The organism is Hymenobacter terricola (assembly GCF_017921975.2).
In the GTDB taxonomy this organism is placed as follows: Bacteria; Bacteroidota; Bacteroidia; order Cytophagales; family Hymenobacteraceae; genus Hymenobacter; species Hymenobacter terricola.
This window is the reverse complement of the sequence record NZ_JAGEMO020000002.1, coordinates 1-4,857: the sequence shown is the minus strand read 5'-3', so window position 1 is coordinate 4,857 and position 4,857 is coordinate 1. Positions and strand designations below refer to the sequence as shown.

Annotated in this window: 4 protein-coding genes; all 4 read left to right on the top strand. The window is 61.3% G+C overall.

Annotation, left to right across the window (positions count from 1 at the left end; translation table 11 throughout):
- Window positions 1-301: fibronectin type III-like domain-contianing protein (locus J4G38_RS03185; protein WP_226163111.1), on the top strand; the 301-nt coding region annotated here is incomplete at its 5' end.
- Window positions 302-407: 106 nt separating this feature from the next.
- Complete coding sequence (locus tag J4G38_RS03180) at window positions 408-1,448, top strand: hypothetical protein (protein ID WP_210518423.1); 1,041 nt, start codon at window positions 408-410, stop codon at window positions 1,446-1,448.
- 79 nt (window positions 1,449-1,527) lie between these two features.
- Window positions 1,528-2,442 carry a ribokinase gene (gene rbsK, locus J4G38_RS03175; RefSeq protein WP_210518421.1) on the top strand — a complete coding sequence of 305 codons (915 nt, stop codon included), beginning with the start codon at window positions 1,528-1,530 and terminating at the stop codon, window positions 2,440-2,442.
- A 210-nt stretch (window positions 2,443-2,652) separates the two neighbouring features.
- Window positions 2,653-4,857 (top strand): formylglycine-generating enzyme family protein (locus J4G38_RS28865; RefSeq protein ID WP_226163110.1); only part of this gene is annotated, 2,205 nt, incomplete at its 3' end.

The window sequence follows — 4,857 nt, the reverse complement described above, 5'->3', positions numbered from 1 at the left end:
CGCCGGCGACGAAATCGTGCAGCTCTACCTGGCCAACACCAGCAGCCCGAATAAGCCCGAAATCCGCACCCTGAAAGGCTTTCAGCGGGTGACGCTGCGGCCCGGCGAGCAGCGCACGGTGAGCTTCCCCCTTGCTCCGGCTGATTTCTCGACCATCGACGATGCGGGCCACCGGGTGGTAAATCCCGACGCCTTCACCATTGCCGTGGGCGGCCGGCAGCCGGGCAAAGCAGCCGGCCCCGGGCAGGTCGTGACGCAGGCCTTCCGGCTCACAGGCAAACCGCAAACGCTGAAGCTGTAGCCAGACGCGCCCAACGCACCCGGCCATCGCACTGCCCTGCTTTTTAAGCAGCCGAAAAATCAGCCATATCTCCACAAGGGCACTAGAATATGATAATCAACGCAGCATGAGAAAGTCAACCACGCATGCCAAGGCCCTACTCCTGGGCGCGGCCCTGCTCCTGACCGGGCCGGCCAGCCACGCCCAGGGCATGAAGCGACTGCCCGGCGGAAAACTCACCAGCAAGGAAATACTGAACCAGCCCACCCTGGTTTTTCAATCCGGCTTTGAAGGCACCTCCCGCGTGGGCCCCGACCCGCAGGAACGCCCCGACCCGGCCCACCCCGGCTACGCGCCGGAGGTTATTACCGGGGTGGACAACACGCTCGGCCAAAAAAATAATTGGGTGGCGGACCTGGACCACAGCCCGGAAGCCGGCAAGTTCATGATTCAATACACCGGCGGCGACTCCACCAAACGCTGGGCCCGCATCATCCCGGAGCCCGGCAACCCCGGCAACGAGGTGCTGGCTTTTCACCTCAACGACTTCTGGGAAGCGGATGCGCACCAGAAGAAAGCCCGCGTACAAACCGCCCTCTACGGCATCAAGAGCGGCTATCGGGAGTTTTACCAATCGGTGCGGGTCTTCCTGCCGGAGGATATGCGTGCCCTGCGCAAGTACCCCGATAAGATAAAATGGCTCACCATCTCCGAGTTCTGGAACAATACGTGGTGGCTGCCCACGGCACAGCACGGCTTCCGCATCACCCTGGGCATTGGCAAGCCGATGAAGGAGGAAGGGGATTTGTGCTTTATTCTAAACGCTGAAAACACGGGACAAATCGAGGTGTGGAACGCCAACCAGCACCCGGTGAAAGTACCCATTGGCCAGTGGTTTACGATGGAGTACTATTTCAAAGAGGGCGACGCCAAAACCGGCCGCTACTACATGGCCATCACGCCGCAAGGCGGGGCCCGGCAGGTCGTGTTCGACGTGAAAAACTACACGCACAGCACGACCGACCCCAGCCCCGACGGCCTGACCGACTACAACCCGATGAAGCTCTACACCTCGAAGGAGGTCGTGGCCTTTATGCAAGCGCAGGGCAAGCCGCTGGAAATCTACTGGGACGACTTCAAGCTCTGGAAGAATAAGCGGCCGGAGTGAAGGCCGCTCTACGCCAAGCCAGGGCACTTCTTTCAACTGCTGCCAGCATAGGTGGTAATAGTTTCATTTTTAATAAGATATGAGCCATAACATTCTGGTCATCGGCAGCACCAATACGGACATGGTGATTAAAACCGACCGGTTCCCGCAGCCGGGTGAAACGGTGCTGGGCGGCCGGTTCCTGCTGAATCCCGGCGGCAAGGGGGCCAACCAGGCCGTGGCGGCGGCCCGCCTGGGCGGGCAGGTCACGTTCGTCACCAAGCTCGGCGACGACCTGTTTGGCCAGCAGGCCCGGCAGCACTTCCAGCAGGAAGGCATCGGGGCGGACTACCTGCTGGCCGACCCGGATAACCCCTCGGGCGTGGCCCTGATTACGGTGGACGCCGCGGGCGAAAACAGCATCGTGGTGGCTCCCGGGGCCAATGGGGCCCTCAGTCCCGAAGACCTGGCGCGGGCCGCGCCCGCCTTCGCCGCCTGCGCCCTCGTGCTGCTGCAGCTGGAAGTGCCGCTGGCCACCGTGGCCGCCGCCACCGCCCTGGCCACGGCCCAGGGCAAGCGGGTCATCCTGAACCCCGCCCCCGCCGCCCAGCTGCCCGATGCGCTGCTGCGGCAGCTGTTCCTGCTCACGCCCAACCGGACGGAAGCCGAAGTCCTGACCGGCATTCCGATTACGGACGAAACTTCTATGCAGGCGGCGGCCCGTTTCCTCCGCGCAAAAGGCGTAGCCAACGTGGTCATCACCCTCGGCGGGGAAGGCGCTTACCTCTGCACCGAAACGGAGGCCCGGCTCCTACCCACGGCCCGGGTGCGCGCCGTGGATACCACCGCCGCCGGCGACGTGTTCAACGGGGCCCTGGCGGTGGCGGTGGCCGGGAATATGCCGCTGGAAGCGGCGGTAGAATTTGCCAATAAGGCGGCGGCTATTTCCGTTACGCGCATGGGCGCGCAGGCCTCCGCGCCCTACCGGCAGGAGCTGCCGGGCATCGACGGGTAGCGCTTGGAAACTCCCATAACTCGCGCCAAACCAAGCCGGGATTTAATTCAACATAAGGCGCTTGCGGCCAGTCCGTTCATCATGAGGAATATTGTTAAAAAAACACTGTTGCTGGCCGCCATACTTTGCCTGTTTATCGGCCAAAAAACGTGGGCGCAAACGTCATCGGACCCGGGCAAAGGCAGGCTTGTTTTCCCTTTTTCCGAGTTCGTGAGCCGGTCAGATTGGGGCATGCCCATCACCTGGAAGTACCGGCCGTTTGCCGGCGTGAAAGAGAACGAAACGGTCATCGCGCCCCCCGCTTTCAACGAGGACTGGAACAGCTGGTACAAGGGCCTGAAAGCGTACCAGACCTATCTACGGGGCCATTTGAACGATACGGCGGCTTTGTACCTGGAAATGAAAGTGGTGAAAAGCCAGAGCGTGCGCCTGCAGTTTAAGCGCGTGCTGAACGACATGCGCCTGCGGCCCGGCGACCGCATCGTGTTCAATGGCCAGGCTAAAAACGACCGGGGCAATACCCGCTTCAGCATCAAGCTCACTTACATTAAGATAGGGCAGCAAAACAGCCACGCCGTGGTGAAAACCACTGAGGTAGACACCGTGCGCATCACCACGGCGTGGACCAGCCTGCACCGCGAGTTTCGCCTGCCCGCCTTCGACACCCTGAAGCTGATGGTGCAGCCGACCGTGCTCTTTGAGAGCCGCGACGATGCCGCGACGCAAATCCAGCTCCGGGCCCTCACCTTTTCCGTCCCCGCCACCAAACGGAACCAGGCGAAATACGACGCGTTGCGCGCCTCTTTCTACCCGAAATCGCCGGCTGTGGACCGCCAGCTCTACGACCGGAAAGAGCTGCAGTGGACGAAGAAAAACTACATCTCGGGCTACGCCTATTTGTGGGACCAGGACTTTTGGGACGCCGACAAAAAGACCTTCACTGTGCAGAAATACTGCGACAAGATGAAGCGGGAATTCGGCGGGTTTCAATCGGTGCTGTTCTGGTACAGCTACCCCAACATTGGTATTGACCAGCGCAACAGCCGGGATTTCCTGGAAGCGCTGCCCGGCGGCGGCATCGCCGCGCTCAAGGCCATTGTCCGGGAATTTCACGCGAACGGGGTAAAAGTATATTTCCCCTACACGTCCTGGGAAATTGATACTCGCCGCACCACCACCCGCACCGACGAGCAGGAACTAGCCCAGTTGATTGCCGAAACCGACGTGGACGGGGCTTTTCTGGACGTGTATTTCGACGCGGGCGAATTCCAGCAGGAGCTGGATAAAGTGAAACGAGGCTTCAGCCTCGGCACCGAGCACCACCCCAGTCTGCAAAACATCCAAGGCTATAACGCCCTCACGTCGTCCTACGGCCAAACCTTGCAGCCCTACCAAAATAACGGGGTTTCGCGGGTGAAATGGCTGATTCCCGAACACATGCAGTGGACCATCAACCGCAACGCCCGGGACCGGCAAAAGAACATGGCCTACAGCTGGATAAACGGGCAGGGCCTCATCGTGTGGGAAAACGTGTTCGGCTACATGAACCCGTGGAACGCGCAGGACCGCCGGGATTTGCGGAAAATCAACGCCATCTACCAGCAGTTTTCCGGGCTGTACAGTTCGGATTCCTGGCAGCCCTATTTGCCCAGCGGCCACCCCAAGGTGCACGTTTCTTCCTGGGAAAATAAGGACAGTAAAATCTGGAACATCATCACCGATTCGGCGGGGGCCGTGCGGACGGTGGCGCTGCCGGTGGGCGACAAATCGCTGCACTACTACGATTTGTGGAGCGGCCAAAAGCTGGCCGTGGTTAACCAAAGAATTATGGTGCCGATAGCGCGGTTTGGCTGCGTGGTGGGCCTCAAAAATCAGCCGTCGGCCGCCGTGGCCGCGCTGCTGCGCCGGCAGCAGCAGGAAACCGCCACGCCGCTGCCGGCCACGGACCCGCACGTCGCGTTTGTATCGACCAAGTCGTTTAAAGCGCCACCGGCCATCGGCCCTGGCCGCGGGCCGGTGCCCGGCAACTTACTGGCCGTGAAAGCGGGCGAGTACAACCTGGTAACCAAGGGCGTGAAACGGGAAAGCGAGAGCTTCCCGGACGCCGACGGCAAAAACAACAACGACTACCGGACGGAGAAAAACAGCTTCGGCAAGGAACTGATTGTGCACCACACGCAGGTGGCCGTGCCCGCGTTCAGCATCATGCCGCGGGCGGTAACCAATGGCGAATACCAAGCCTTCGTGAAGGCCAGCGGCTACGCCCCGGCCGACAAGGTGAATTACCTGCGGCACTGGCAGGGCAACACCTGCCCGGATTCGCTCAAAAACAAGCCGGTCGTGTACGTGAGCCTCGACGATGCCCGCGCCTACGCCGCCTGGGCCGGCCTGCGCCTGCCCACCGAATGGGAATGG